The organism is Micromonospora sediminimaris, assembly GCF_016863575.1.
Classification (GTDB): domain Bacteria; phylum Actinomycetota; class Actinomycetes; order Mycobacteriales; family Micromonosporaceae; genus Micromonospora; species Micromonospora sediminimaris.
Map to the genome: position 1 here is coordinate 1 of NZ_BOPD01000006.1, position 26020 is coordinate 26020.

Annotated in this window: 27 protein-coding genes, 1 pseudogene and 1 riboswitch; of the genes and pseudogenes, 8 read left to right on the forward strand and 20 right to left on the reverse strand. The window is 72.6% G+C overall.

Annotation, left to right across the window (positions count from 1 at the left end; all coding sequences use genetic code 11):
* Positions 1-140: 140 nt before the first annotated feature.
* Positions 141-521 carry an FKBP-type peptidyl-prolyl cis-trans isomerase gene (locus tag Vse01_RS02930; RefSeq protein WP_093402679.1) on the forward strand — a complete coding sequence of 127 codons (381 nt, stop codon included), beginning with the start codon at positions 141-143 and terminating at the stop codon, positions 519-521.
* Between the two features lie 94 nt (positions 522-615).
* Here Vse01_RS02930 and Vse01_RS02935 read toward each other — a convergent pair whose 3' ends face one another.
* From Vse01_RS02935 to pdhA, 5 genes are all read right to left on the reverse strand, one after another.
* Positions 616-966, reverse strand: coding sequence for an anti-sigma factor antagonist (locus Vse01_RS02935; protein ID WP_093402678.1), 351 nt, complete (start codon positions 964-966; stop codon positions 616-618).
* Positions 967-1161: 195 nt separating this feature from the next.
* Positions 1162-2421, reverse strand: a complete 1260-nt coding sequence (locus tag Vse01_RS02940) for a L,D-transpeptidase (protein ID WP_093402677.1) — start codon at positions 2419-2421, stop codon at positions 1162-1164.
* A gap of 300 nt (positions 2422-2721) precedes the next feature.
* Entirely contained in the window at positions 2722-4155 is a 1434-nt protein-coding gene (locus tag Vse01_RS02945) for a dihydrolipoamide acetyltransferase family protein (RefSeq protein WP_232511134.1), read from the reverse strand.
* Complete coding sequence (locus Vse01_RS02950) at positions 4152-5168, reverse strand: alpha-ketoacid dehydrogenase subunit beta (RefSeq protein ID WP_093402676.1); 1017 nt, start codon at positions 5166-5168, stop codon at positions 4152-4154. Before Vse01_RS02950 ends, Vse01_RS02945 begins: the two co-directional genes overlap by 4 nt.
* Positions 5168-6334, reverse strand: coding sequence for a pyruvate dehydrogenase (acetyl-transferring) E1 component subunit alpha (gene pdhA / locus Vse01_RS02955; protein WP_093402675.1), 1167 nt, complete (start codon positions 6332-6334; stop codon positions 5168-5170). Before pdhA ends, Vse01_RS02950 begins: the two co-directional genes overlap by 1 nt.
* Before the next feature lie 104 nt (positions 6335-6438).
* On the opposite strand from pdhA, the gene Vse01_RS02960 reads away from it, so the two are divergent.
* A complete protein-coding gene (locus Vse01_RS02960) occupies positions 6439-6945 on the forward strand; it encodes an Lrp/AsnC family transcriptional regulator (RefSeq protein WP_093402674.1) in 507 nt (168 codons plus the stop codon).
* 4 nt (positions 6946-6949) lie between these two features.
* Here Vse01_RS02960 and Vse01_RS02965 read toward each other — a convergent pair whose 3' ends face one another.
* From Vse01_RS02965 to Vse01_RS02975, 3 genes are all read right to left on the reverse strand, one after another.
* A complete protein-coding gene (locus Vse01_RS02965; RefSeq protein ID WP_093402673.1) occupies positions 6950-7921 on the reverse strand; it encodes a DNA polymerase domain-containing protein in 972 nt (323 codons plus the stop codon).
* A 125-nt stretch (positions 7922-8046) separates the two neighbouring features.
* Complete coding sequence (locus Vse01_RS02970; protein ID WP_093402821.1) at positions 8047-8277, reverse strand: hypothetical protein; 231 nt, start codon at positions 8275-8277, stop codon at positions 8047-8049.
* Positions 8278-8402: 125 nt separating this feature from the next.
* On the reverse strand, positions 8403-9272 hold the full coding sequence (locus Vse01_RS02975; RefSeq protein ID WP_093402672.1) for a metallophosphoesterase family protein: 870 nt from the start codon (positions 9270-9272) through the stop codon (positions 8403-8405).
* Between the two features lie 91 nt (positions 9273-9363).
* Positions 9364-9453, forward strand: a riboswitch (ZMP/ZTP riboswitch).
* Between the two features lie 18 nt (positions 9454-9471).
* Between Vse01_RS02975 and Vse01_RS02980 the strand changes: the two genes are divergently transcribed.
* Positions 9472-10908: a glycine hydroxymethyltransferase gene (locus tag Vse01_RS02980; protein ID WP_093402671.1), complete on the forward strand. Its 1437-nt coding sequence runs from the start codon at positions 9472-9474 to the stop codon at positions 10906-10908.
* A gap of 48 nt (positions 10909-10956) precedes the next feature.
* Here Vse01_RS02980 and Vse01_RS02985 read toward each other — a convergent pair whose 3' ends face one another.
* Both Vse01_RS02985 and Vse01_RS02990 read right to left on the reverse strand, forming a co-directional pair.
* Positions 10957-11217: a hypothetical protein gene (locus Vse01_RS02985; protein ID WP_093402670.1), complete on the reverse strand. Its 261-nt coding sequence runs from the start codon at positions 11215-11217 to the stop codon at positions 10957-10959.
* Between the two features lie 85 nt (positions 11218-11302).
* The gene (locus Vse01_RS02990) at positions 11303-12400 is read right to left on the reverse strand and encodes an alpha-hydroxy acid oxidase (RefSeq protein ID WP_093402669.1); all 1098 of its coding nucleotides are present in this window, start codon (positions 12398-12400) and stop codon (positions 11303-11305) included.
* A 139-nt stretch (positions 12401-12539) separates the two neighbouring features.
* Here Vse01_RS02990 and Vse01_RS02995 point away from each other — a divergent pair, with 139 nt between their 5' ends.
* On the forward strand, positions 12540-12950 hold the full coding sequence (locus Vse01_RS02995) for an MmcQ/YjbR family DNA-binding protein (RefSeq protein ID WP_093402668.1): 411 nt from the start codon (positions 12540-12542) through the stop codon (positions 12948-12950).
* A gap of 7 nt (positions 12951-12957) precedes the next feature.
* Here Vse01_RS02995 and Vse01_RS29215 read toward each other — a convergent pair.
* Positions 12958-14070, reverse strand: a pseudogene (locus Vse01_RS29215) (MFS transporter); the annotation flags it as partial.
* Between the two features lie 88 nt (positions 14071-14158).
* Between Vse01_RS29215 and Vse01_RS03000 the strand changes: the two are divergent.
* Both Vse01_RS03000 and Vse01_RS03005 read left to right on the forward strand, forming a co-directional pair.
* On the forward strand, positions 14159-14779 hold the full coding sequence (locus Vse01_RS03000) for a CGNR zinc finger domain-containing protein (protein ID WP_170863356.1): 621 nt from the start codon (positions 14159-14161) through the stop codon (positions 14777-14779).
* A gap of 105 nt (positions 14780-14884) precedes the next feature.
* Entirely contained in the window at positions 14885-15820 is a 936-nt protein-coding gene (locus Vse01_RS03005) for a hypothetical protein (RefSeq protein WP_093402665.1), read from the forward strand.
* A gap of 378 nt (positions 15821-16198) precedes the next feature.
* On the opposite strand, the gene Vse01_RS03010 is transcribed toward Vse01_RS03005, so the two are convergent.
* The 9 genes from Vse01_RS03010 to Vse01_RS03050 are packed head-to-tail and all read right to left on the reverse strand — an operon-like array spanning position 16199 to position 24330.
* Positions 16199-16522, reverse strand: coding sequence for an antibiotic biosynthesis monooxygenase family protein (locus tag Vse01_RS03010; RefSeq protein WP_093402664.1), 324 nt, complete (start codon positions 16520-16522; stop codon positions 16199-16201).
* On the reverse strand, positions 16522-17769 hold the full coding sequence (locus Vse01_RS03015; protein ID WP_093402663.1) for a beta-ketoacyl synthase N-terminal-like domain-containing protein: 1248 nt from the start codon (positions 17767-17769) through the stop codon (positions 16522-16524). The genes Vse01_RS03010 and Vse01_RS03015 overlap by 1 nt, the downstream gene beginning before the upstream one ends.
* Before the next feature lie 37 nt (positions 17770-17806).
* Positions 17807-19081, reverse strand: a complete 1275-nt coding sequence (locus Vse01_RS03020) for a beta-ketoacyl-[acyl-carrier-protein] synthase family protein (RefSeq protein WP_093402662.1) — start codon at positions 19079-19081, stop codon at positions 17807-17809.
* On the reverse strand, positions 19078-19476 hold the full coding sequence (locus Vse01_RS03025; RefSeq protein WP_093402661.1) for a cupin domain-containing protein: 399 nt from the start codon (positions 19474-19476) through the stop codon (positions 19078-19080). Before Vse01_RS03025 ends, Vse01_RS03020 begins: the two co-directional genes overlap by 4 nt.
* Entirely contained in the window at positions 19469-20242 is a 774-nt protein-coding gene (locus tag Vse01_RS03030) for an SRPBCC family protein (RefSeq protein WP_093402660.1), read from the reverse strand. Before Vse01_RS03030 ends, Vse01_RS03025 begins: the two co-directional genes overlap by 8 nt.
* On the reverse strand, positions 20239-21618 hold the full coding sequence (locus Vse01_RS03035; protein ID WP_093402659.1) for an acetyl-CoA carboxylase biotin carboxylase subunit: 1380 nt from the start codon (positions 21616-21618) through the stop codon (positions 20239-20241). The genes Vse01_RS03030 and Vse01_RS03035 overlap by 4 nt, the downstream gene beginning before the upstream one ends.
* Positions 21619-21632: 14 nt before the next feature.
* On the reverse strand, positions 21633-22316 hold the full coding sequence (accB, locus tag Vse01_RS03040) for an acetyl-CoA carboxylase biotin carboxyl carrier protein (RefSeq protein WP_198413144.1): 684 nt from the start codon (positions 22314-22316) through the stop codon (positions 21633-21635).
* Positions 22313-24007 (reverse strand): acetyl-CoA carboxylase carboxyltransferase subunit alpha, encoded by a 1695-nt coding sequence (locus Vse01_RS03045; RefSeq protein ID WP_093402658.1) that lies wholly within the window; start codon positions 24005-24007, stop codon positions 22313-22315. Before Vse01_RS03045 ends, accB begins: the two co-directional genes overlap by 4 nt.
* Positions 24004-24330: a TcmI family type II polyketide cyclase gene (locus Vse01_RS03050; protein ID WP_093402657.1), complete on the reverse strand. Its 327-nt coding sequence runs from the start codon at positions 24328-24330 to the stop codon at positions 24004-24006. Before Vse01_RS03050 ends, Vse01_RS03045 begins: the two co-directional genes overlap by 4 nt.
* 398 nt (positions 24331-24728) lie before the next feature.
* Between Vse01_RS03050 and Vse01_RS03055 the strand changes: the two genes are divergently transcribed.
* Together Vse01_RS03055 and Vse01_RS03060 are read left to right on the forward strand one after the other, a co-directional pair.
* On the forward strand, positions 24729-25571 hold the full coding sequence (locus Vse01_RS03055) for an AfsR/SARP family transcriptional regulator (RefSeq protein ID WP_093402656.1): 843 nt from the start codon (positions 24729-24731) through the stop codon (positions 25569-25571).
* 91 nt (positions 25572-25662) lie between these two features.
* A complete protein-coding gene (locus tag Vse01_RS03060) occupies positions 25663-26010 on the forward strand; it encodes a TcmI family type II polyketide cyclase (protein ID WP_093402655.1) in 348 nt (115 codons plus the stop codon).
* Positions 26011-26020 lie beyond the last annotated feature (10 nt).

A 26020-nucleotide genomic window follows, 5' to 3' on the forward strand; every position in this document is an offset into this window, starting at 1 on the left:
CGTCACCTACCGGTGACGCCCGCCGCACCGCATCCGCCGCGCTCGGCCACCGGTGGCCCACATCGGTCCACGGGGCGCGCCGGGCCGTAGCATCCGGCAGGATTGTGCTGAGACGGAACCGACGCACCAGGAGAATCCGCATGAACCAGGCAGCGAGCAAGCCCGAGATCGGCCCGATCGAGGGCGCCCCGCCGGCCGACCTCGTGATCGAGGACATCACCGTGGGCGAGGGCCCGGAGGCCCAGCCCGGGCAGGAGGCCCGGGTGCACTACGTCGGGGTGTCCCATTCCACCGGCGCGGAGTTCGACGCCTCCTGGGACCGGGGCGAGCCGTTCGACTTCCCGCTCGGCGGTGGACGGGTCATCGCCGGCTGGGACCAGGGCGTGGTGGGGATGCGCGTCGGCGGCCGACGCCGGCTGACCATCCCGCCGCACCTCGGGTACGGCAGCCGAGGCGCCGGTGGCGTCATCAAGCCCAACGAGACCCTGGTCTTCGTGGTCGACCTGCTCGGCGTCCGCTGACCGCACGCGTCCGGCGCCGGCCCCGTGCCCGGCGCCGGACGCGTCGTCGGCACCCCGCACCCGGTACGCCACCTGACGGTGGCACGCCGGCCGGTCACGCCGCGGCGAGCACCCGCTGCGGCGTCGTGCCGACGACCGGGATGACCCGCCCGAGGCCGGTTGCCCGCAGCACCCGCTCCACCAGGGGCGGCGGGTCGACCAGCACCAGATTGCCGCCCTGCGACCGCACCCAGAGCCGAGCCGCGACAAGTGTCCGGACCCCGGCAGCGGAGAGCAGCCGGACCCCGGAGAGATCCACCCGCAACTCGGTGCGGGTGGGGGCCGCCCAGAGCGCGGCGCGGAACGCCGCGACCGTGGCGATGTCGATCACACCGACCACGCGAACGCACACCGCGTCGTCGGACACGACGGTCTCGACGTGGAACCGTTCCTCGCGCTCTGGCATACGACGAACCTATCCCTCACCACCGACACTTCCACCCTGCTGGAAGGCGGTTCCGGGTAAGCCCAGGGCATGACCCGCAGGCCGGCCGGGTCCACCCTAGGGACGATCCCCGGCCCTCAGGGTGACCACCTTCCGGAGACCGCCACGAGGCGCCGGGCCGACCCGAGGGCGGGTGGCCCGGCGCGTACGTCTTGGTCAGCCGCCGCTCGCCGACGGCTGCGGTTCGGGCGAGCCTCCGGCGACCGCTCCCGGGTCCGGGGCCTGGGTCGGCGAGGGCCGCAGGCCGGCCGGCACCGGCAGCGCGCTGCCCTTGGCGAACTGCTCCCAGCTGACGTTCCACGCCGTCCAGCCGTTGCCCTCGTCGAGCTCGACCTCGGTGCCCTTGACGGTGACCAGGTCACCGACCTGGGTGATGCCCATCAGCCAGTCCGCGTTGGCCGCCGACAGGTTGGTGCATCCGTGGGACACGTTGGTGTATCCCTGATCCCCCTCCGACCAGGGCGCGCCGTGGAGGAACTCACCGCCCCAGGTGAGTCGCTGCGCATCCTCGACGTCGACCACGTACGGATCGGCCGAGCCCCGCGTGTCGAACGTGGTGAACTCGTGCTTCTCCATGATCACCATCTTGCCGCTGGAGGTGGGCGTGCTCGGCTTGCCGAGACTTACCGGCAGCTTGCGCAGCAACTTGCCGTCCCGGATCACCGACATCTGCTTGCTCGCGTTGTCGATCTCCAACTCGACCTGCCGACCGATCTTCGAGGTGGCCCGCCGGTCGGCGTCGCCGACGTGCTCCTTGCCGATCGGCAGGCCCTCCAGCGCGGCGCGGACCTTGATCGACGTACCGGGCCGCCAGAAATCGGGCGCCCGGTAATAGACCTGGCTGCCGTCGGACACCCAGGACCAGGTGCCCGGCTGCGGCGGATCCGTTTTCACGAACAATCGGCGTTGCACATCCGCCCGCGCCTCTTTGGGAATTGGCGGGTCGAAGGCGACGGTTACCGGCATGGCCGTTCCGTACGTCCGATCATCGGCGAAATACAACGTGCTGACAATGGCTGGTTTGGATGATTTGGGCTGCGTCGTGAAGGTCGTCCTGCGGGTGACAGTCTTCCCGGAGTGGCCGGTCGCGGTGACCTCCGCGGTGTACGTCCGCTTCGGTTCCAGGGTCCGGCTCGGCACCCACCCGGAGCCGTCCTCACGCGGCTCGGCCGCGACCGTCGCGCCCTTGTCGTCGGTGATTCGCACGGCGGTGACCTGCCCGTGCTTAACCATGGTGCCGATCTCCCCGGTGACCGGCACGTCCCGCGTCCCCTCGGCCGGCGTCACGGACAGTTCCGGGTTGGCTCGCGCCTCGGCGGGCTGCCCGGCCCTGCGATCGCCGGTGCACGCGCCCAGCGCCAGCGGTGCCGCTGCGACACTCACCGCCAACAGCGTCAGTCGCCGCCTCAACATCATGATGCGTCCCCCCGTTATAGCCGCTTCCTCCGCCACATTCTCCCTAGCTCGGCACCGACGTTTTTGCGGTTTCGACCAAGAGCGGGGACATTACATGGAGAACCGTTTCCGTAATCGCACCCAGGCGAACGGAAAATGCCAGCGACGACGGTACGGGCGATACTCGGTCGACTGTCGCGTTCTGTCCGGCGGCGTACCACTGATCCGGTCCGTGGGGTCCGCACCCGGCGGACGTCGATCACGGGTTCGCCGTCCCGGCGGCGGGCGGAACGGCGAACCCTTCCGGTCGACCCGGTTCCGTCAGACCGTGGCAATCAGCAGCGCGGGCTGCTCGACACAGTCCGCCACATGCCGGAGGAACCCGCCGGCCACGCCGCCGTCGCAGACCCGGTGGTCGAAGGTGAGGCTCAGCTGCGTCACCTTCCGGACCGCGAGCTGGCCGTCGACGACCCACGGCTTGTCCACGATGCGGCCGATGCCGAGCAACGCGGCCTCCGGGTGATTGATGATCGGGGTCGAGCCGTCGACGCCGAACACACCGTAGTTGTTGAGCGTGAAGGTCCCCCCGGTCAGCCGGGCCGGTGGCAGCTCGCCCGCCCGGGCCGCGGCGGTGGTGGCCGCGAGTTCGGCAGCCAGTTCGGTGGTGGTGAGCCGCTCGGCGTCCCGCAGCACCGGCACCACGAGCCCCCGGTCGGTCTGGGCGGCGATGCCCAGGTGCACCCCGGCCGACTGGACGATCCGCTGGCCCTCGGTGTCGACCCGCGCGTTTAGCTGCGGGTAGCGGCGCAGCCCGGACAGACAGATCCGCGCGAACAGGGCCAGGATGCTCACCGGACGGTCCGGGCGAGCGGCGTTGATCGCGGCCCGGGTCTCCAGCAGGCCGGTGGCGTCGGCGTCCACCCAGATGGTCACCTCGGGGATCTCCCGCCGGCTGCGGGACAGCTTGTCCGCGATGGTGCGGCGGATTCCGGTCAACGGGATGACCAGATCCTGGGCACCGACCGGGCGCGGGTCTCCCGGTGCCGGTTGTCGTCCCGTCGTCGCCGGCCGGTTGGGAACAGCGGTGAGCCGGGCGGTCCCGTCGGCCGGCGCCCCGGTGACGTCGCGGGCCGCCGCCTCCACGTCGGCCCGGCGGACCACACCGCCGGGGCCGCTGCCGCGCACCGTCGTCAGGTCCACCCCACGCTCCCGCGCCAACCGCCGCACGATCGGCGAGATGACCAGTGGCTGGGCCGGTCCGGGCGGGCCGGGCTCCCGGTCGGCCACCGCCACCTGCCGGCCGGCGGCGGACGGAGCCACTGCCGCACCCGATGCCGTCGCGGCGTCGCTCGCGCCCGACGCGTCCGTGGCCGCGGCGAGCCGAGGCCGCCTACGACGGCGGGAACTGCCGTGCCCGGTGCCGTACCCGATCAGGACGTTGCCGGATCCGGCCCGCTCCTCCTCGCGGTAGACCGCGTGCCCGGGCGGATCACCGCCGTCGACGCGACCGGTGACCGGTTCCGCGACGGTGATCAGGGGCTGGCCCACCGGGCGTACCTCACCCTCGGCGCCGTGCAGGGCGACGACCCGGCCGGCGTACGGGCAGGGCACGTCGACGACCGCCTTCGCGGTTTCGACCTCCACCACCGTCTGGTCCACGGTGACCGTGTCGCCCACCGCGACCCGCCACTGCACGATCTCCGCCTCGGCGAGACCCTCTCCGAGGTCGGGTAGGAGGAAAACCTTCTCGGTCACGCCGCACCGCTCTCGGTCAGCCAGCGCCGGTCGGGCTGGTCGTCCCACTGCAACCGGGCCACCGCGTCCAGGACCCGGTCGACCGACGGCAGGTGGGTGTGTTCGAGCATCGGCGCCGGGTACGGGATGTCCAGCCCGGAGACCCGCAGCACCGGGGCGTGCAGGGCGTGGAAGCAGCGCTCCTGCACCCGGGCGGCGATCTCCGCGCCCACCCCTGCGAAGCCCTGCGCCTCCTGCACCACCACGCACCGTCCGGTGCGCCGCACCGAGGCGGCGATCGTGGCGTCGTCGAACGGCACGATGGTGCGCACGTCGACCACCTCCAGGTCCCATCCCTCGTCCCGGGCGGCCTCGGCGGCCTCCAGCGCGACCGGAACCGCCGGCCCGTACGCGACCAGGGTGGCGTCGCGTCCGGCCCGGCGCACGACCGCCCGGCCGAACGGCTCGGTGCGGGTCGGCAGCTCGGTCTCGGCACCGGCGAAGTAGAGCTTCTTCGGCTCCATGAACACCACCGGGTCGGGGTCGTCGATCGCCTCCCGCAGCAGCGAGTACGCGTCGTCGACGGTCGCCGGGGTGACCACCTTCAGGCCCGGGGTGTGTGCGTAGTACGCCTCCGAGGAGTCGCAGTGGTGTTCCACGCCGCCGATCCCACCGGCGTAGGGCACCCGGATCACCATGGGCACGCTCAACGCGCCCCGGGTGCGGTTGCGCAGCTTCGCCACGTGCGAGGCGATCTGTTCGAACGCCGGGTACGCGAACGCGTCGAACTGCATCTCGACCACCGGCCGCAGCCCGGACATGGCCAGCCCGACGGCGAACCCGACGATGCCGGCCTCGGCGAGGGGGGTGTCGAAGCAGCGTTTGTCGCCGAAGCGGGCCTGGAGTCCGTCGGTGATCCGGAAGACCCCGCCGAGTTGGCCGACGTCCTCACCGAAGACGAGCACCCGCTCGTCGTCGAGCATCGCGTCGGCGAGCGCGGCGTTGAGCGCCTTCGCCATGGTCATGGTGGCCATCAGGCGTCCTCCTCCGCTGCCGCGGCCAGTTCGGCGCGCACCTGCTCACGCTGCTCCACCAGTTGCGCGGTGGGTTCGGCGTAGACGTGGTCGAAGAGGCTGAGCGGGTCGACCGTGGGTTGGGTGTTCATCCGTTCCCGCAGGTCGGCGGCGTATCTCTCGGCCTGCTCGGCGATCTCGGCGACGGCCGCGTCGTCGAGCACGTCCCGGCCGCGCAGGTACGTCTCCAGCCGGACCAGCGGGTCGCGGTCACGCCACGCCTCGACCTCGTCGGCGTCGCGGTAGCGCGAGGCGTCGTCGGCGTTGGTGTGCGGCTCCATCCGGTAGGTGTGCGCCTCGACCAGGAACGGTCCCTTGCCGGCGCGGGCGTGCGCGACCGCACGGGTGAGCACGGCGAGCACGGCCACCGGGTCGTTGCCGTCGACCTGCTCGCTGGGGACGCCGTACCCGACACCCTTGTGCGCCAGCGTCGGGGCGGCGGTCTGCCGGGACAGCGGGACGCTGATGGCGTACCTGTTGTTCTGCACGAAGTACACGACCGGGGCCTTGAACACGGCGGCGAAGTTGACTCCCTCGTGGAAGTCGCCTTCGCTCGTGGCACCGTCGCCGATGTAGACCAGGGCCACCGTGTCGCGCCCCTGGTAGGACTCCCCGTAGGCCAGGCCGGCGGCGTGCACGCACTGGGTGGCCAGCGGCGTGCACTGCGGTGCGGTGCGCCGCTGTGCCGGGTCGTACCCGCAGTGCCAGTCGCCGCGCAGCAGCGTCAGCACCTCGACCGGGTCGATGCCGCGGGCGGTCAGCGCCATCGACTCCCGGTAGGTCGGGAAGACCCAGTCGTCGTCGCGCAGCGCCAGCACGCCGCCGACCTGGCAGGCCTCCTGGCCCCGGGAGGACGGGTAGACGGCAAGCCGGCCCTGCTTGGTAAGCGCGGTGGCCTGCGCGTCGAAGCGCCGGCCGACGACCATCCGCCGGTACATCTCGCGCAGCGCCTCGACCGGCGGTTCGGGATAGTCCGCGCGGGCCGGCAGCAGGGTGCCGTCCGGGTTGAGCAGCCGGACCGGTTCGGTCTGGGGCAGCAGGCCGGCGGCGGGGTCGGGCGCGGCCGGGGTGGCCGGCCGCCGCTTGCGCGGGGATGCCCTGCGGGCCGCCTGAGGGGTGGTGGTCACGGCGGAACCTCCTGGACGTGTGGTGGCCCTATGCTCCTGCTGTCGGATGATTGACTCAAGATGCCCGGTGAACGCGGGATGAATGGCACCCGGAGGAGACCACGATGAGCCAGGAGGCCGCCGAGGAGGCGGACCGGCGGGGCGGAACGGGACGTTCGGCCGTCCCCCTCGACGAGGTGGACCGGCGCATCCTCGACGAGCTGACCCGGGATGGTCGGCTCTCCATCCGGACGCTCGCCGAACGGGTGCACGTCTCGCGGACCAACGCGTACGCCCGGGTGGAGCGGCTGCTGCGGGACGGGGTGATCACCGGTTTCGCCGCGCGGGTCGCCCCGGAGGCGGCCGGCCTGGGCACCTCGGCGTACATCGCGCTGACGATCAGGCAGAACACCTGGCGGGAGGTGTCGGCGGAGCTGGCCCGGGTGCGCTACGTCGAACACGTGGCGCTGCTCAGCGGTGAGCACGACGTGCTGGCCCTGGTCCGGGCGCCCGACAACGCCACCCTGCGGGACGTGGTGCTGGACCGGGTGCAGCGCATCGCCGGGGTGCTCGCCACCCGCAGCTGGCTGGTCTTCGAGGAGTACGACGGGGCGCGCAGCCCGTGGGAGTGACCGCTCAGCGCTCGGGCGGGGATTCCAGGCCCTCCCGGTCGGCCAACTCCAGCAACGGTGCCAGGGAGAAGCTGCGCTCGTCCAGGCCCGCGTGCGGGTCGCCCCGATCGGCGAACCGGCCCGGCATGGTGGTCACGTCGAAGTCCTCCGGCCGGGCGTCGTCCAGCTCCGCCCAGTCCAGCGGCGCGGACACCAGCGCGGCCGGCGTGGGCCGGATCGAGTACGCCGAGGTCATCGTGTGGTCCCGGGCCATCTGGTTGTAGTCGACGAAGACCGGCCGGTCCCGCTGTTCCCGCCACCAGGTGGTGGTGACCAGGTCCGGCCGGCGACGCTGTATCTCCCGCCCGAGGGCCAGCACCGCGCGGCGGCAGTCGCCGAAGCTCCACCGCGGCTCGATCGGGACGTAGACGTGCAGGCCCCGCCCGCCGGTGGTCTTCGGATAGCCGACCAGGCCCAGCTCGTCGAGGAAGGCGCGCACCTGCTGCGCCACCGGCACCACCTGGTCGAAGCCGACCCCGGGCAGCGGATCCAGGTCGATCCGCAGCTGGTCGGGGCGCTCCACGTCCGCCTTGCTCACCGGCCACGGATGGAAGCGCAGGGTGCCCAGGTTCACCGCCCAGATCACCACTGCCAGTTCCCCCGGCGCGACCTCGTCGGCGGTGCGTCCGCTGGGAAAGGTGATGTGGGCGGTGCCCACCCAGTCGGGCGCGCCGGCCGGCACCCGCTTCTGGTAGAAGGCGTCACCCCGGTTGTCCTGCCGGGTAGCGATGGTCGCCCCCTCGAACACGCCGCGGGGCCACCGTTCCAGCATGGTCGGCCGGTCCCGCAGCGCGCGCAGGATGCCGTCGCCGACGGCGAGGAAGTAGCGCACCACGTCGAGCTTGGTCAGCCCCCGCTCGGGGAAGTACGGCTTGTCCGGGCTGGTGACGCGGACCGTCCGCCGCCCCACCTGGATCTCCTCCGCCGCCGTCGCCACACCTGAGAGGGTACGACGCGGCGCCCGGCGCGGCGGGCCACCGCCGGACGCCGGGCCGCGACGAGTCCCAGCATCCCGAGCCGCGCCGCTGGCCGGACCGGGTGGAACCGCCGTCGTCGCGCCGCTCAGCCGTTCTCACGTTGCAGCCGCGCGGCCAGCATCTGCTTGCCCTGCTCGCCCGCCTTGCGGTTGTTCTCCTGGATCTTGCGGAACCAGGTGGCGAGTTCCTGGTCGCCTCGGGCGTCCGCGTCGGCGATGTAGGTCTCCAGATGCCAGATGTTCTCCAGCGACATCTGCAACGCGTGGATCAGGTCGTAGTTCTTGTCCTTCACCGGACTGTCCGGCCGCTGCACCATGGTGGCCACGACGCACCTCCAGCTCGTTGGTTGCCGGCCGCATACCCCCGGTCGGCCCCGGCACACGCATCAGCCTGAGGCGCAGTTTCCGTGGTGGCCCGCCGGGTGGTGGCGGCCGAGCCGGTTCACCAGGCCGTCGGCGGCACCCCGTCCGGTGGCGGCAGGATCTGCCGCAGCCGGCCCGGGGGGACGCGACGGGTCCGCCACTCCCGGGGGTAGCCCACCGACACCTCCTCGAACCGCACCCCGTCGTGCCAGGTGGTACGCGGAATGTGCAGATGGCCGTAGACCGCCGCGGCGGCGGCGAAGCGTACGTGCCAGTCGGCGGTGGCGTCGGTGCCGCACCACTGGGCGAAGATCGGGTACCGCAGGACGCGTGTCACGTCCCGGACCAGCGGCCAGTGGTTCATCAGCACGGTCGGCAGCGCCGGATCGCGTTCGGCGAGCCGGCGGGCGGTCTCGGCCACCCGCGCCGCGCACCACGCCGACCGGCTCTCGTACGGGTCGGGGTGCAGCAGCACCTCGTCGGTGCAGACGATTCCGGTCCGGTACGCCTCGGCCAGCGCCGCCTCCGGCGTGTCGAAGCCGTCCGGCCGCCAGCTGTGGTCGTAGAGCAGCATCAGCGGGGCCACCGTCACCGGGCCGCCGGGCCCCTCCCACACCGGGTACGGGTCCTCGGGCGTGACCACGCCGAGCTCACGACACAGCTCGACCAGGTGGGCGTAGCGCGCCACGCCCCGCAACGTCACCGGGTCACCGGGCGGGGTCCAGAGCTCGTGGTTGCCCGGCGACCAGACGACCCGGGCGAACCGGCCGGTCAGCAGCCGCAGCGCCCACTCCACGTCGGCGACGGTGTCGCCCACGTCACCGGCGACGAGCAGCCAGTCCTTGGGCGTCCGGGGACGCAGCCCCTCGACGATCGACCGGTTCTCCGGATATCCGACATGCAAGTCACTGATGGCCAGGAGACTGCCACCATCGTCCGTCTCCGCCATGCCTCCGATCCTAGTGAAGCGATCAAGGGCGTCGATCCGGCCGCGCCCGGCGGCGCTGCGGCCCGCCGTGCGGGCGTACCCGGTAGGATCCCCCTCGGGCCGTGACTGGCGCATGGAGATGGAGAACCATCGGGGAGCGGCCCCGTCACGAGGACGCATGCCGAGCGCCTGGGCCTTCCGCACGTCACCTGGAGGTCGCATGCCGCGCAACGCCGAATCCACAGCCTTCCGCAGCGCTCTTGAGGTGATCCGTGGTGTCGAGCCGCGGGTCGCTGACGCGATCGGCGCGGAACTGGCCGACCAGCGCGAGTCGCTCAAGCTGATCGCGAGCGAGAACTACGCCTCCCCGGCGACGTTGCTGGCCATGGGCAACTGGTTCAGCGACAAGTACGCCGAGGGCACCATCGGACGCCGGTTCTACGCCGGCTGCCAGAACGTGGACACCGTCGAGGCCCTCGCCGCCGAGCACGCCCGGGAGTTGTTCGGCGCGTCACACGCGTACGTGCAGCCGCACTCGGGCATCGACGCCAACCTGGTGGCGTTCTGGGCGATCCTGGCCGACCGGGTCGAGGCGCCGGCGTTGCAGCGGGCCCAGGCGCGGCACGTCAACGACCTCACCGAGGCCGACTGGTTCGCGCTGCGACGTGAGCTGGGCGACCAGCGGATGCTCGGCATGTCGCTGGATGCCGGGGGGCACCTCACCCACGGTTTCCGGCCGAACATCTCCGGCAAGATGTTCGACCAGCGCAGTTACGGCACCGACCCGGCCACCGGCCTGGTCGACTACGACCGGGTCGCCGAGGCGGCCCGGGAGTTCCGCCCGTTGGTGCTGGTCGCCGGCTACTCGGCGTACCCCCGAAAGATCAATTTCCGGATCATGCGGGAGATCGCCGACTCGGTCGGCGCCACCTTCATGGTGGACATGGCGCACTTCGCGGGCCTGGTCGCCGGCAAGGTCTTCACCGGCGACTTCGACCCGGTGCCGCACGCACACATCGTCACCAGCACCACGCACAAGTCGCTGCGCGGCCCGCGCGGTGGCCTGGTGCTGTGCGGCCCGGAACTGGCCGACCAGGTCGACCGGGGTTGCCCGATGGTGCTCGGCGGCCCGCTGCCGCACGTGATGGCCGCCAAGGCGGTCGCCCTGGCCGAGGCCCGCCGCCCCGACTTCGCCGGCTACGCCCGCCAGATCGTCGACAACGCGCAGGCGCTGGCCGAGGGCCTGCTGCGCCGGGGTGCCAAGCTGGTCACCGGCGGTACCGACAACCACCTGGTGCTGATCGACGTCACCGGCTACGGGCTGACCGGCCGGCAGGCCGAGCAGGCGCTGCTGGACTCCGGCATCGTCACCAACCGCAACGCGGTGCCGCAGGACCCCAACGGCGCCTGGTACACCTCCGGCATCCGGATCGGCACCCCCGCGCTGACCACGCGGGGGCTCGGCACGGCGGAGATGGACACCACCGCCGAGCTGATCCACACCGTGCTCAGCCAGACCAGCGCCGGGGTCGGCCCGGACGGCAGCGCCTCCAAGGCGAAGTACGTCCTCGACCCGGCCCTCGCGGACAAGGTCAGCCGCCAGGCCAGCGAGCTGCTCACCGGTTTCCCGCTCTACCCCGACGTCGAGCTGGGCTGACGGCGGTCGCGCCGGGCCGGGGCGTCCCGGCCCGGCGCGATCCCGGCCTCAGGCGATCGGACGTTTGAGGTGGTAGCGGTGGACCTCGGTGCTGCCCTGCACGTTGTTCACGTCCTCGGCGGCGGAGACGAGTTCCCAGCCGTCCCGCCCGGCGCGGTTGAGATGCGCGATGGCGGTGTCGCCGTACGCCGTGATGTCCTTGCGGGACCCGTCCGGGCCGTACCAGACGAACGAGACATGAAAATTGCGGCCCTGCCCCTGGTAGCGGCGGACCAGCAGGGCGTACTCCCAGGCAACCATGTCGCCCATTATGACCGTCCACCGAGGACGCCGGCAGGGCAGCGGTCACAGGTTGCAAAGCGGTGAACGCGATGAGTCGTCGTACCGGTACCGGTCAGTCCACCGGCACCGTGCGCAGTGCCCGGGCGGCCACCGGGTCGGCGCAGCCGGCCAGGGCCAACGCGTCCCGCAACTCGTCGGCGAGCAGGGCCAGGGCGGTGCTGGCCGCCGGTTGCCCACCGACCGCCAGCGCCCAGAGCATCGGCCGACCGACCAGGACACCGTAGGCACCCATCGCCAACGCGCGCAGCACGTCGACGCCGCCCCGGATCCCGCTGTCCAGCAGCACCTCGCACCGGTCACCGACGGCCGTCACCACCTCGGGCAGCATGGTGGCGCTGGCCGGGACCCCGTCGAGCTGCCGGCCGCCGTGGTTGGACACGACCACCGCCTGCGCCCCCGCCTCGACGGCGCGTACGGCGTCGGCCGGGTCGAGGATGCCCTTGACGACCAGCGGCAGGTCGCACCTCTCCCCCAGCCACCGCAGATCCGCCCAGCTCAGTGCCGGAGCGAAGGGCGAGTCGTGCGGCGTGGACAGCGGGGTGACGCCCGGCGTACCGCCGTGGGCCAGGTCGTCGCGGCCACCCGGCAGATTCGCCGGGACCAGCTCCGGCGGCAGCCGGAAGGTGTTGCGCAGGTCCCGCAGACGTCGGCCGAGCACCGGCACGTCCACCGTGACCACCAGCGCCCGACAGCCGGCGGCGCGGACCCGGGCCAGCAGGTCGGCCACCAGCGACCGGTCCCGCAGCCAGTACAGCTGGAACCAGACGTCGGCGCCGGTGGCGGTGACCTGCTCGATCGGGGTGCTGCCGAGAATGCTGGCCAGGTACGGCACCTCGGCGGCACGGGCTGCGGCGGCCAGCGCCGGTTCGCCGTCGGGATGCACCAGCCGTTGGTACGCCATCGGCGCCACCCCCACCGGCATCGCGTACTCCCGGCCGAGCAACCGGGTCCGCAGTCTCGGGGTGGTCACCCCGGTCAGCACCCTCGGCAGTACGCCGACCCGGTCCAGCGCGCGGCGGTTCGCACTCAGGGTCACCTCGGCGCCGCTGCCGCCGTCCAGGTAGTCCCAGACGTGCGGCGGCAGCACCGTCCGGGCCAGGGTGGCGAAGTCGGCCAGGCAGACCGGGGCCGGACCGGGCGTGATCTCCATACGTCCACCATCGCCGACCCGACGCCCGCCACGCCACTGTCGCGCCGAAGGATCGGCGCTGGCGCGGCGAGGTGTCCGGGCGGAGTCGGACGCGCCCGGCGGGGCCCACCGGGCGCGATACCTGGCGTACCGTCGGGAGGTGGCCAGTTGGGACGACGTACGCCGGATCGCGCTGGGCCTGCCGGAGACCAGCGAACGGCCCTCCTACGACGGGGTGGCCGCCTGGCGGGTGAAGGACAAGCCGTTCGTCTGGGAACGCCCGCTACGCGGCAAGGAACTCCAGGACCTCGGTCCGGCCGCGCCGGAGGGTCCCATCCTCGGGGTACGGGTGGCGGACTTGGGCGTCAAGGAGGCGTTGCTCGCCGACGAACCGGACCGCTTCTTCACCACGCCGCACTTCGACGGCTACCCGTCGGTGCTGGTTCGGTTGGACCGGGTCGACATCGCCGAGCTGACCGAGCTGATCGTCGAAGCCTGGTACGCCCGCGCCCCGAAGCGGTTGGCCGCGTTGCACCAGGCGGAGACGGCACCACCCGAAGCGGAACGGTAAGCGCCAACGCCAGCGCCACGATGCTGAGCAGGGCGCCGATGAGCACCGTGCGGTGCACGCCGTGGCTCGGCAGCGTTAGCCCGCCGATGAAGGCACCAGCGGTGATGCCGACGTTGACGGCGGCCGACACGGTGGCGGCGGCGAGGTCCGAGCGCCCCGGCGCCACCTGCAGGACGAGGCCGCCGAGGGTAGCGGTGAACGCGGCGAACGCCAGCCCGGCCAGTGCGATCAGGCCGACGGCCGCGGCGGGCCGGTGGCCCAGTGTGTACAGCCCGATCAGGGCCAGCGACTGTACGGCGACCGTCGCGACCAGGGCGAGCCAGGGGCTGCGATCCACCAGCACGCCGACGGCGAGGATGCCGAGCACGCTGGCGATGCCGCGGACGAGCAGGACGGCACCGACCGAGGTGGCGGCCATGGCGCTGTGCTCGGTGACGAAGAGGGCGACGTAGGTGTAGGCGGCGATCGCCCCGGCGGTCGCCAGCACGGCCACCGCGACCAGCAGCCAGAAGCGTCGGGCGTCGGGCGTCGCGCCTCGGGTGGCGTGCCCCTGGTCGGGCCGGGTCGAGGGCAGCAGCGCGGCGACCACCGCGAACACCACCGCGCCGAGCCCGGCCACCGCCAGGAACGAGGCCCGCCAGCCGGCCCGCTCGCCCAGCCAGATGCCCGCGGGTACGCCCAGGGCCAGGGCGACGTTGCCCCCCGCGAACACGACCGCGACCACCCGGCCACTGAGCCCCGGCCGGAACAGTTCCGCGGCGGCCGGCACCACCACCGCCCAGAACAACGCGTGGGTCGCCGCGGTCGCCATCCGGGCCGCCAGCAGCACCGCGAAGCTGCTCGCGAAGACCGTCACCGCGTTGCTGACGACGAAGCCGGCCAGCAGCGCCGACAGCAGTGGCCGGCGAGGAACCCGGCGGACCAGCGCGGTCAACGGCACCGAAGCGACCATCACCACCGCGCCGTACGCGGTAACCAGCATGCCCACGTCCGCGGGTGACACGGCCAGGTCCAGCGCCATCGGCAGCAGCAGCCCGATGGGCAGCGCCTCGGCGGTGGTGTAGAGGAAGGTGCCGCCCGACAGTCCGATCAGGACCACTGTCGCCCGCCCGCGTCCCATGCGCCCTCCAGTTGTTACCTGCTATATCGGTTACGGAGGTAACACTAGGGAGCGCCCGACTCGCGGTCAACTGGTAAAGTCTGTTTTGATGGAAACATTCGAGGGTGTCCGGAGGCTGCGCCTGGTAGGCGGCAACCTCGCGCTGGACTTCGTCAACACCCGCACCGGTCCACCCGTCGGGCCGCCCGACGGCGACGTGCTCACCGGCTATCCCGAGCTGGTCGCCTGGGCCGGCTACGCCGGCGCCCTCACCGACGCGGAGGTGACCAGGTTGCATCGTCTCCGCCACGACGACCCGGACGCCGCGCGGGCCACCTACGAGCGGTCACTGCGTACCCGCGAGCGGCTCGACGAGGTGTTCCGGGCGCTGGCGACCGGCCGGAACCCGAGCAGGTCCGCCCTGGCCGAACTGCGCGACGACGAAGCTGACGCGCTCGCTCACGCGCAGCTCGACCGGGCCGACAGCTTCGTCTGGACCTGGCGGGACGACCACACCATCGCCCGGCCACTACGCCCGGTGGTGCACGCGGCGATCCAGCTGCTCACCACCGGCCCACTGGACCGGATCAAGGGCTGCGGCGGCTGCCGCTTCGTCTTCACCGACGAGAGCAAGAACCGAAGTCGACGCTGGTGCAGCATGGACGACTGCGGGACCAGCGAGAAGGCCCGACGCTACGTCGCCGCGCGCCGCACCCGGGCGAGCCGGTGAGCACCGACGCCGGGCAGCGCCACCGGTGGACCACCGCCGGGCTGTCGCGTTCGTCCACTGTTCGTCCGACCGCCACACCGGCGTCGTCCGCTCCGCGTACCGTCGATGCACGTGATCATCAGCCCGGCGACCATCGAGGTGCGCGCGTTACGCCGTATCGGTGACACCGCCCCGCACAGCGCCTTCACCGACCTGGTCCGGTACGCGGGGAACTGGTTCTGCGCCTTCCGCGAGGGCCTGTCGCACCTCTCCGACGACGGTGTCCTGCGGGTGTTGACCTCCTCGGACGGTCGGTCGTGGCAGACCTCGGCGGTCCTCGCCCAGGCCGGTGTCGACCTGCGCGATCCGCGCTTCGTGCGGCGCCCCGACGGGCGGTTGCAGCTGCTCGCCGCCGCCGCGACCGGCACGCCGAAGCGGTTCCGGACCGTCGCCGCGGTCAGCGACGACGGTAAGCGGTGGGACGAACCACGACCGGTCGGCGAGCCGGACGTCTGGGTCTGGCAGGCCGCCTGGTGCGGCGACGCGATGTACGGCATCGGCTACGCCACCCGGGAGCCACGGTTCGTCCGGCTCTACCGCAGCGAGGACGGCTTAGATCTGCGACCGGTGGTACGGACCTTGTTCTCCGGCGGTTATCCGAACGAATCCGGGCTGGTCTTCGACCCCGACGGCACCGCCACCTGCCTGCTACGACGCGACGGCGGTACGGCAACCGCCCAGCTGGGTCGCGCCCGCCCGCCCTATCGGGAGTGGACCTGGACGGACCTCGGGGTACGCGTGGGCGGGCCGGCGCTGTGCCGGCTGCCCGACGGCACACTGGTGGCTGGCGTACGCCTGCACGACGGCGCGGTGCGGACCGCGATCTGCGCCGTCGACGTGGCGCGGGGCCGGCTGCGGGAGCTGGTGACGCTGCCCTCCGGCGGCGACTCCAGCTATCCCGGCCTGGTCTGGCACGACGAGCGGCTGCACGTCAGCTATTACTCATCCCACGAGGGGCGCAGCTGCGTCTACCTGGCCGAGGTCGACCTCGGGTCGCACTGAGGGCCCGCCGGCCACGTCCGCGGCGGGGGCGCGGCGCGGCTCGGCCGGTCGGCGGAGGGGTGCTTGTCGGCGCGGGTCGGCAGCTCGGCGAGGGGTCGGCGGATCGACAAGGAGTCGCCGATCGGCCTCGCCCGGCGAGAACAGCGGTCCGGTCATGACATCCCCACCTCACCATCGGCGTCGCTGCGGCGCGAACCGGCCGCAGGTCGCCCGCTCGGAGCACTTCCGGAACCCTACGGCAGGCACGGTGGACATTGCTTCATGCAAATGGATGCCGGAGACGGGCATCAGGCCGGATTGTCGCCGGGCCCTCCGGCGAGGATGATCGATTCCGTGTGCCAACCTTGAGTGAGTGATTCGACACCTAGCGTGCATCGTTCACCCGGGCGTCCCGGCCGGTACCGGGGTCTGCGCGTGGATGTGGAAACGCAGGGACCGGGCGTCGGTGAAGCACTCCCGCATCGGCCGGACCAGTTCGCGGTGCTCCGGGCTGCGCTCCCACGCCTCGAAGTCGGCCAGGCTGCTCCACTCGCTGGTGATCAGCCACTGCTCCGGGTCGGTCGACGAACGACACACCTGGTCGACAAGATGGCCCGGCACCCCGTCGGCGACCAGGTGCCGGACCGCCTCGTAGGCCAGCAGGAAATCCTCGGTTCGCTCGTCAGGCACCCGGACCAGGAACACCACCCGTGCTCGCGTCATCACCCCTCCTCTCCGGCCGGTGGCGCACCGCGCAACACCAGCGCACTGTTGAATCCGTCGAAACCTCGGGCGCAGACCAGCGCCACCCGGGTACGCGGGCGGCGGGGGGCCCGTAGGAAATCCAGCTCACAGCCCTCGGCCACGACATCCGGACCGGCCGAGGCGGGCAGTGTGTCGTGCGCGAAGGCGAGCAGGGCGGTGGCCACGTCCAGCGCCGACCCGCCCTGATGCGCCCGCCCGGTCAACTCCTTGTGGGTACTGACCGGCGGCGTGCGGGCACCGAAGACGGCACGCAGGGCGCTCGCCTCGGCCCGGTCGTAGCGGGGTACCCCGAGCGCGTCGGGGACCACCACGTCCACCTCGTCCGGCTCGACGCCGGCCCGGCCCAGGGCCAGCCGCATCGCGCGGGCGTACTGATGCGGGTCACCGGCGCTGTCGGACGTGGTGTGCGCCGCGTCGTGGGTGGCGCCCCAGCCGGTCACCTCGCCGTAGCTGCGCGCCCCCCTCGCTCGGGCGTGGTCCAGTTCCTCCACCACGAACACCGCGCCTCCCTCGGCGGGCAGGTAGCCGCTGGCGGTGGCGTCGAACGGCCGGTAGGCGTGTTCCGGATCGGCCACCTCGCTGAGCAGGCCGGACCGCAGCTGACAGGCGAGCGCGTACGGGCTCAGCGGGCACTCGGTCGCCCCGGCGAGCACCACCGAGGCGCCGCGCCGCACGGCCCGCACCGCGTGCGCCAGACTGTCCAGGCCACCGGCTGACTCCGCCACCAGCACTCCGCACGGCCCCTTCGCCTGATGCCGGATGGAGAGCTGTCCGACGCTGGCCGCGTAGAACCAGGCGATCGACTGGTACGCGCCGACCGTGCGCGACGGTGACGACCAGAGACGTTGCAGCTCCCGCTGGCCGAACAGGTTGCCGCCGGAGGCGCTGGCCAGGGTCACCGCCCAGCCGTACGGGTCGGGGGCCCGCTCCGGCAGGCCGGCGTCAGCCAGCGCCAGCGCAGTGGCGGCGAACCCGAGGTGCGTCCACCTGTCCGTCTGCACCAGAGCGCGGTTGTCGGCGTACCGGGCCGGGTCGAAGTCCGCCACCTCGCCGCCGAGACGGGTCGGATACCCGGCGGCGTCGAACAGGGTGATCGGACCGGTACGACGGCAGCCGGCCAGGACCGTACGCCAGTGCGCGTCCGCGCCGACGCCGCTGGGCGCCACCACCCCGATGCCGGTGACCACGGCCCGCCCGCCGGTCACGCCGTCACCTCGACGGCCGTCCGGACCCGACGCGTGCTCACGGTGTCACGTCCCGGGCCAACCGGCGGAACAGCATGGCCGACTGGAAGCCGCCGAAGCCGCTGCCCACCGAGAGCGCGACGTCCACCGGCACCTCCCGGGCCTCGTTGGGCACGTAGTCCAGGTCGCATTCCGGATCCCGGGTGGCCCAGTTGGCGGTCGGCGGCACCACCCCGAACTCGATGGCCAACGCGCACGCGGCCATCTCGATGGCGCCGATGGCACCAAGTGAGTGCCCGACCATCGACTTGATCGAACTGATCGGTACCCGGTAGGCCGCCGATCCGAGCGACCGTTTGAACGCAGCCGTCTCGTGCCTGTCGTTCTGCCGGGTACCCGAGCCGTGGGCGCTGATGTAGGAGACGTCCTCGGGCGCCAGGCGCGCCTGCCGCAGCGCGTCGGTGATGGCCAGCCCCATCTCCAGGCCGTCGGGGCGCAGCCCGGTCATGTGGTATCCGTTGCTGCGACTGGCGTAGCCGGCCACCTCGCAGTAGACGTGCGCGCCGCGCCGCGCGGCGTGTCCGGCCTCCTCCAGCACCAGCACCGCCGCCCCCTCGGCCAGCACGAATCCGTGCCGATCGGCGTCGAAGGGGCGGGAGGCGTGCGCCGGGTCGTCGTTGTCCGGGCTGGTCGCCTTGATGGCGTCGAACGAGGCGACGGTGACCGGTGAGATGGGCGAGTCGGCTGCCCCGGCGAGCACGATGTCGGCCTCGCCGTCGACGACGAGTTGGTGGGCGTACCCGATGGCGTCGATGCCGGAGGTACAGCCGGTGGAGATCACCTGGGCCGGACCGTGCAGGCCGTGGCGGCAGGCCACGTCGGCGGCCAGGCTGCTGGGCATCAGCGCCGGGTAGAGGTACGGGCCGCCGAGTGCCGCGTCGACCAACCAGCGCCGGCCGCTGTCGCTCACCGTCACGTACTCCTGCTCCAGCGCCATGGTGCCGCCGACCGCGGTGCCGAGCACCACCCCGGCCCGGTCGCGTTCGGCGTCGGTGAGGTCCAGCCCGCTGTCGGCGACCGCCTCGGCGGCACAGGCCAGCGCGAACTGCACGTACCGGTCGGCGCGCTGCCGCTGGGCCGGGGTCAGTCCGGCGGCGTCCGGGTCGAAGTCGCACTCGGCGGCGATCTGCGACCGGAACGGTGACGGGTCGAAGAAGCTGATCCGCCGGGTCGCCGTACGGCCCTCGGTGATGCTCTTCCAGAACCGGTCCCGGGTCACCCCACCGGGGGCCACCACCCCGACGCCGGTCACCACCGTGCGGCGGCTGGTCACGACCGGTCCCGCTGTTCGACGAGCTCGGTGTCGACGTGGCCGAGTTCCGGGCGCGGAGCCAGCGGTCCGAGGTGGAAGACCACCTCGGCGGGGAGATGACCGGTGTTGCGCAGCCGGTGTCGGACGTTGCGGGCCACGAACAACGCCTCGCCGGCCGCCAACGGCACCGGCTCGTCGTCCAGGTCGACGGTGATGGCGCCCCGGGCGACGTAGAGGAACTCCTCGCTGTAGGGGTGGTAGTGCTCGGCGATCCGCTCCCCCGGCGCCATGGTGGCCACGCCCATGAAACCCGAGGTGCTGCCGACGGTACGCGGACCGAGCAGGACGCGCAGCTCGCCACCGCGACGGCGGTCGGCGGGCACGTCCCGGGCGGCCACCAGGGCGAGGTCACTCATCGTCTGCTCCTGTCGCGCTCGTACCGGTCGCTCCGGTCGCCGACGCCGTACTCGTCAGGGTGGTCGTCCGGTTCCGGGCGAGCCGCTCGACGCGCTCCTTGATCACGGCCAGCTGCACCGCGCTGTTGGTGTTGATCCGTTCGGTCATCCCGGCGTTGTCCACAGGTGCGGTCGGTTTCATGGCGAAGTCCTGCATCCAGGTCATCCGGACACCGTCGGGTTCCTCGGTGTAGGTCCAGCGGATCCGCATGTACTCGAACGGGCCGGTCTCCACCCGGCGGGCGTGCACCTGTCGGGTGGCCGGGTCCGCGGTGCGTTCGCTGACCCAGCTCCAGGCCACCCCGTTCTCGTCGGGATGCATGGTGAGCCGGAACCGGACGGTGTCGCCGTTCCGGTCGAGGATCTCCGCCCGCGCGTACTCGGTGAACAGGTCCGGCCAGCCCGCCACGTCGTTCGTCACCGACCAGACCAGCTCCAGCGGGGCGGCGATGACGACGCTGTTCTCGGTGTGCCCGGGCGGGTCGGCCCGCCGGGCGACCAGGTCGGCCACGGCCGGAATGGTCAACTGGGCGGCCTGCTCCGGGATGCTCACCTGCCACCGGTCGGCGACCACGGCCGAGAGTTCGAGCAGGGCGAGCGAGTCCATGCCCAGCTCCTCCAGGGAGGCGGCCGGCGCGCGGGCGGCGGCATCCGGGTCGAGGCCGCAGTTGGTCACCAGGATGTCGGTTATCTCCGCGGTCAGCGAAGCGCCGTCGGTGACGGTCATCGTTTCCTCCTCGGGTGTGCGGGTTTCGGTGCGGCGATCAGGCGGTCCACCAGCCCGGTGGAGTGACGCCCCTTGCGGAACTCGGCGTCGTCGAGCACCCGCCGGACGAACGGGATGGTGGTCCGCATCCCCGGTCCGGAGATGTCGAACTCGCCGAGCGCGCGGTCCAGCCGGCTCAACGCCAGGTCGCGGTCCGGGGCCCAGACCGCGACCTTCGCCAGCAGCGAGTCGTAGTGCGGACCCACCAGGTAGCCGGCATGGCCGTGGGTGTCGACCCGGGTGAACGGGCCGCCGGGCGGCACGAACCGGTCCAGCCGGCCGGGCGTCGGGGCGAAGTCCCGCTCCGGATCCTCCACGTTGACCCGGCACTCGACGCTGACTCCGGTGAACCTGATGTCGTCCTGACGCCAGCGCAGCGGGGTGCCGGCGGCGACGTGGAGCTGCTCGTGCACCAGGTCGATCCCGGTGATCATCTCGGTGACCGGATGTTCCACCTGGATCCGACAGTTGATCTCCAGAAAGTGGAACCGTTCCTCGGCGTCGACCAGGAACTCCACAGTTCCGGCGCCGGTGAACCCGACGTCGAGGGCACCGCGCAGGGCGGTGCTGGCGATGGTCTCCAGCGTCGCCGGGGACAACGCCGGGGCGGGCGCCTCCTCGACCAGCTTCTGATGGCGACGCTGCACCGAGCAGTCCCGGGTACCCAGGTGCACGCCGTTGCCGTGCGAGTCGCAGAGCAGTTGGACCTCGACATGCCGAGCGTCGGTCAGGTAGCGCTCGACGTACACCCGGTCGTCGCCGAAGGCGGCCTGGGCGGCGGCCCGGGTGCGCGCGTACGCCCGGGGCAGGTCCGCCGGGGCACGGACCACGGCCATCCCGCGGCCCCCTCCCCCGGCGGCGGCCTTGATGATGACCGGATAGCCCACCTCGGCGGCGAGGGCCGCGGCCTCGGCGGCCGTCGGTACCGGCTGCACGGCACCCGGTGCCAGCGGTAGCCCGGCCCGGCTCATCAGCGCCCGGGCGGAGGACTTGTCGGCCAGCACGGACATCACATGTGGCGGCGGGCCGACGAAGGTCAGCCCGTTGTCCGCGCAGATCTCCGCGAAGTCGGCGTCCTCCGAGAGGAAGCCGTAGCCCGGGTGCACCGCCTGGGCACCGACCTTACGGGCGGCCTCCACCACCGCCGCCGCGTTGAGGTAGCTGCGCCGGCTGACCGAGGGGCCGATCCGGACGGCCTCGTCGGCCAACCGCACGGCCGCCGAGTCGGCGTCCGCCGTGGAGTAGACCACCGCGGTACGGATACCCAGCTCCCGGCACGCGCGCAGGATGCGCAACGCGATCTCGCCCCGGTTGGCGATCAGCACCTTGGAGAACATCAGCGCACCACCCCTCACGCCGGGTCCAGGGCGACCAGTGGCTGGTCGTACTCCACCGGCTGTCCGTCGACGGCGAGGATCTCGACGACCCGGCCGGGCCGGTCCGCGACGATCTCGTTCATCAGCTTCATCGCCTCGACGATGCCGACGACCTGCCCGGGTCGGACCTGGTCGCCGACGGCCACGAAGGGTGCCGCACCCGGCTGCGGCGACCGGTAGAAGGTGCCGACCATCGGCGAGCGGACGCTGGTGCGGTTGGCGGGGCTCGCCGCCGGCGGGGCCGCGGGCGGTTCGGCCGGCGGGCGGGGAGCGGAGGCGGCGACGCCGGAACCCGTGGGGCCGGACGGTACGCCCGGACCGACCGGCCGGTCCCACTCCACCTCCAGCTCGGCGTCGCCGAGGCGCAGCCGCAGCCGGCGCACCGGGTCGGTCAGTTCGGCGAGGAACTGCTGGGCGTGTCGGCGCAGGTCGGCCAGGGCCGCGTCGGCCGTCGAGGGCCGGGCGGGTTCCGGGTCGGCGACGCCGCCGGTCAGGTGCCCGGTCCGGTCGCCGGTCGGGGTCGGCGGTGCGGTGCGGGCGCGGGGGGTGCCGGTCCGCCCGGCCTCCGCCGCGTCCGCGCCGGGCGGTGGCGCGGCGGACGGGGGTGGGGAGACCGCGGCGTCGGCCGGTGCACCGGCTGCCGTGGGCACGGCGCTCATCGGGCACCCGCGCGGACACCGGCACGGGCGGCGCCGAAGCGGCGGAAGCGCCGTCGGCGTCGTTGCACGAGGGTCACCGTCGGCACGTCCAGCAGCGGCAGCAGGTTCGCCAGCAGCGCCTGGCGGACGGCTCGGGCCGTCGCCTCGGGGTCGTCGGCGGCCGAACCGTCCGGCTCGGGTACGACCTCGTCGACGACCCCGAGCCGGCACAGATCCGGCGCGGTCAACCGCAGCGCCCGGGCCGCCTGCGGGGCGGCGGTACGACCCGGCCAGAGGATCGCGGCGCAGCCTTCCGGACTGATCACCGAGTAGACCGCGTGCTGGAGCATCAACACCCGGTCGGCCACCGCCAGGGCGAGGGCACCACCGCTGCCACCCTCCCCGGTCACCACTGTCACCACCGGTGTGGGCAGCACGCTCAGGGTCAGGATGTTCTCCGCGATGGCCGCCGCCTGGCCGTGTTCCTCCGCCTCGACGCCCGGGTCGGCGCCCGGGGTGTCGACCAGGGTCACCACGGGCAGCCCGAGTCGGGCCGCCAGTCGCATCAGCCGCAACGCCTTGCGGTGGCCCGCCGGGGTGGCCATGCCGAAGTTGCGGGCGGCCAATTCGGCAGTGGTGTGTCCCTTCTGGTGGCCGATCACCATCAGGTGCCGGCCGTCGAGCCGCGCCACCCCACCGACCACCGCCGGGCAGTCGCCGCCGAGCCGGTCGCCGTGCAGCTCGGTGAAGCCGTCGAAGGTGGTCTCCAGGTAGTCCAGGGTGGTGGGGCGGCCGGGGTGCCGAGCCAGGCGTACCGTCTCCCAGGCGTCGCGGGCCGGCGCCCGGGACGCGGGCATCGGGCGGGCCGCCTCGGGCGGCGGGGCGGTGGCGCCGGGGCGGTTCGTGGCCCGCCGACGGGTGGCGGCGAGCAGGGTCGCCAGTCGGGCGCGCAGCGCGTGCCGGGGTACCACCATGTCGATCTGGCCGTGCCGCAGCAGGAACTCGGCGGTCTGGAACCCCTCCGGGAGGGTGCGTCCGGTCACCTGGCGGATCACCCGGGGACCGGCGAAGCCCATCCGGGTGCCACTCTCGGCGAGTACCAGGTCGGCGCTGGTGGCGAAGGAGGCCGCCACCCCGCCGTAGGTGGGGTCGGTCAGCACGCTGACGGTGAGCAGCCCGACCTCGCGCAACGCGGCCATCGCCTGGCTGACCGTGGCCATCTGCATCAGCGACAGCGCGCCCTCCTGCATCCGGGCGCCGCCGGAGGCGGTGACCAGGACCAGTGCGATGTCGAGCTCCAACGCCTGCTCGGCGGTACGGGTGATCAGCTCGCCGACGGCACAACCGAGACTGCCGCCGAGAAACCGGAAGTCCATCACCGCGAGCGCACAGCGCGACCCGCCGATCGTGGCGGTGCCGCAGAGCACCGCCTCCGCCAGGCCGGTGTCGGCGCGGGCGGCGGCGAGCCGGTGCGGATACGGCAGGACGTCGACGAAGCCGATCGGGTCCACCTCGACCGCACGGTCCGGCAGTGGCCGGAACGATCCGGGGTCGGCCAGCTGGCTCACCCGCTCGGGTGCGGCGAGTCGGGCGTGCAGGCCGCACTCCGGGCAGACGTCGAGATTGCGGCGCAGCCGCTTGCGGTAGAGCAGGGCGGCGCAGCCGTCGCACCGGGACCACAGGGACTCGCCGGAGGGCGCGGTGGCGGTCACGGCCGGTGCCCGTCGAAACGGTAGAAGCAGCGGGCCATGGCGTCCCGGGGCGCGCGCCAGTCCGGCCGGTACGGAGAGATGTAGGAACTCAGCCGGCTGCTGACCCGGACGAACTCCGGGTGCTCCCGAACGGCCTCGACGGCGCCGTCGCCGGCCGACTCGGTCTCGATGAGATGCACGTACAGGTCGTGCAGGCGGTACAGCGAGCGATGCCGGACCCCCACCAGGCGGGGCAGTTCGGTCGTGTCGGACTCGGCGAAGATCTCGGCGACCGCCGATTCGGCGGTCGGGACCACCTTCGCGACGATCAGCGTTCGGTCCATGCTGGTCCTCCCCCCATGGGGCCGGTCGGACGCCACCGGGTGCGCCCGGACGGCTGCCGCCACGATGCGCGGCACCGCGTCACCCGGGCGTCACAGACACCCCCGGAAAGAACGGAGCTGGTGACGCTGTGTTGACGCAAGCTGTGGTTCAGCTGAGCGGTCACGGTTGCCATGATCAGCATGATTGACCAGTTCAGAGGCGGTTTCACAGAAGCTGAAGAGTTGCATTGCCGACAACATCGTTGACTCAGAGTAATTGCGATTGATAATCTTCGCGACGGTCGGACCCGGCACCGCACCCCGCGTGCGACGGCCCGACGAGTCGACAGTGGCGTCCCGGCGGCCACGCCGGGCCCGGCCTGAACCCGCAACCGACGCGTTTCGCAGGGGGTGCCGCCGTGGCCGCCGTTTCGCCCACGCCCACCACCGGCCAGCCCCACGACGCCGACATCCGGCTGCATCTGCTCGGCGGCTTCCGCCTGACCCACGGCGACACCCCGGTGGTGGTGCCCCGCGGCCTGCAACGGATCATTGCGCTGATCGGGCTGCGCCCCGGGGCCACCCGTACCCACCTCGCCGGTCTGCTCTGGCCGGAGGCCACCGAGGAACGGGCGCTGTCGTCACTGCGGACCGCGCTGTGGCGACTGCGTCAGGATCCGTACTGCCCGCTGAGCACCGCCGCCGACACCGTCCGCCTCGACCCGCTGGTCCGGGTCGACGTCGACCTGCTCATCGACACCGCCGGTCGGGTCCGTGACGGCCACGCGCCGGGCGACGCCCCGAAGGCCCTCGCCGCCGGCCGGCACGACCTGCTGCCCGGTTGGTACGAGGACTGGGTGCTGGCCGACCGGGAACGGTTGCGCCAGCTCCGACTGCACATGCTGGAACAGGTCGCCGGCCAGCACCTGGCCGCCGGGCGGCACGGCGAGGCGTTGGAGGCGGCGCTGGAGGCGATGGCCGCCGAGCCGTTGCGCGAGACGCCACACCGGCTGGTCGTGCGCATCCACCTCGCCGAGGGAAACGCCTTCGAGGCGGTACACGCCTATTACGTCTACCGGGATCTGCTGCTGCGGGAACTGCGCCTGGAGCCGTCGCCGGCGATGAGCGCGCTGCTCGCGGAGACCCTCGACCCCATCCGGCGCGCCAGCCGGCCGGCCAGCGGACCCCGCCGGCACGTGGTCACCCGCAACGCCGCTCCAGGCCCGTTGACGATGCGTCACCGCACCGATCCCGGACATTGACGGGCAGGTGACTGTGCGGGCGACAGGGTGGAGCCACAGCGGCCCGGCACCCGGTGTCCGTCCGGGCCGAACCACCGGTGAGAGGGGTCCGATGAGCCGTCTAGTGATCGTCAACAGAATCATCCCGGGCGCGGAGGGTCGCGTGGCGCAGATCTTCGCCGAGTCCGACGAGACCGAACTGCCCAGCCTGACCGGGGTTCGCCACCGGTCCCTGTACTGCCTGCACGATCTGTGCGTACATCTCATGGAGACCGACGACGTCGGCGCGGACGCCCTCGCGGCAGCCCGCAACCATCCGTTGTTCCAGCAGGTGAACGAGCGCCTGTCCGCGCACACCTCGCCGTACCTGCCCACCTGGCGCTCGCCGCGCGATGCGATCGCCAACTGTTTCTACCGCTGGGATGCCGCGGACGTGCCGGCACCGCGTGTGGCCGGCTGACCGGGCGAGA